Here is a 1,294-nt window from a genome sequence, read left to right as displayed (position 1 = left end):
GGGACTGCTGCACGGTTAGGTGACATCTGAGATGGCTTGCCTGAGGGGTGGGTCTGGAAGGATGTTGCTGTGCCAAAGCCCTACCCAAGCGAGTTCCGTGACGACGTCGTGCGCGTCGCGAGGAACCGCGAGCCTGGAGTGACGATCGAGCAGATCGCGAATGACTTCGGTGTTCACCCGATGACGCTGCAGAAGTGGCTGCGTCGCGCCGACATCGACGAGGGCGCCAAGCCCGGAGCGACCAGGACTGAGGCGGCCGAGCTGCGCGAGGCGCGCAAACGGATCCGGCTTCTCGAGCAGGAGAACGAGGTCCTCCGCCGTGCGGCGGCGTATCTGTCGCAGGCGAACTTGCCGGGAAAAGGTTCTACCCGCTCGTGACGGAGCTCGCCGCCGCAGGGATCCCTGTGACGGTGACGTGTCGGGTGCTCAAGCTCTCCCGCCAGCCCTACTACCGGTGGCTGGCAACCCCATCACCACCAGCGAGGTCGCGGAGGCGTATCGCGCGAACGCGCTGTTCGACGCGCACCAGGACGACCCCGAGTTCGGGCACCGCCTGCTCGCCGACGAGGCCCGCGACCACGGTGAGGCAATGGCGGATCGGACCGCATGGCGGATCGCATCAACCAACGGCTGGTTCAGCGCGTTCGGGAAGCCCAAGCGCAGCAAGGCCCATCGCCCCGGGCCGCCCGTCCATGACGACCTCTGTGCCGTCAACGACGAGCACGGCCGGACGCGACACATGTTCACGGCCGAAGCACCGAACCAGCTGTGGCTGACGGACATCACGGAGCACAAGACCGCGGAGGGCAAGCTCTACCTCTGCGCCATCAAAGACGTCTATTCCGGTCGGATCGTGGGGTACTCGATCGACTCGAGGATGAAATCGCGACTGGCGGTCCAGGCGCTCGAGAACGCTGTCGCGATCCGCGGCGATGTCGCCGGCTGCGTGGTCCACAGCGACAGGGGATCTCAATTCCGGAGCCGGAAGATGCTCCGCGCCCTGGCCCGGCATCGCATGGTCGGCAGCATGGGAAGAGTCGGGTCGAGCGGGGACAACGCAGCCATGGAGAGCTTCTTCGCGCTGCTTCAGAAGAACGTCCTCGACCGCCGCTCCTGGACCACCCGCGAGCAGCTACGCATCGCAATGGTGACCTGGATCGAACGGACCTATCACCGGCGTCGGCGTCAGGCACGTCTGGGCCGTTTGACGCCCATCGAGTTCGAGACCATCATGAACACGACCGTCGCACTGGCGGCGTGACTACAACCTGTCACCTAACCGTGCAGCAGTCCC

General features: G+C 65.6%; 1 pseudogene. It reads left to right on the top strand.

Going from position 1 to position 1,294, the window contains the following annotated elements:
- Positions 1 to 69 precede the first annotated feature (69 nt).
- A pseudogene (locus YO9_RS0115260) lies at positions 70 to 1,261 on the top strand (IS3 family transposase).
- The last annotated feature ends 33 nt before the right edge of the window (positions 1,262 to 1,294 follow it).

Origin of the sequence: Kocuria atrinae C3-8, assembly GCF_000286355.1 — a bacterium.
GTDB lineage: Bacteria > Actinomycetota > Actinomycetes > Actinomycetales > Micrococcaceae > Kocuria > Kocuria atrinae_A.
The sequence above is the reverse complement of the archived record's forward strand: the minus strand, read 5'-3'. Positions and strand labels throughout refer to the sequence as shown.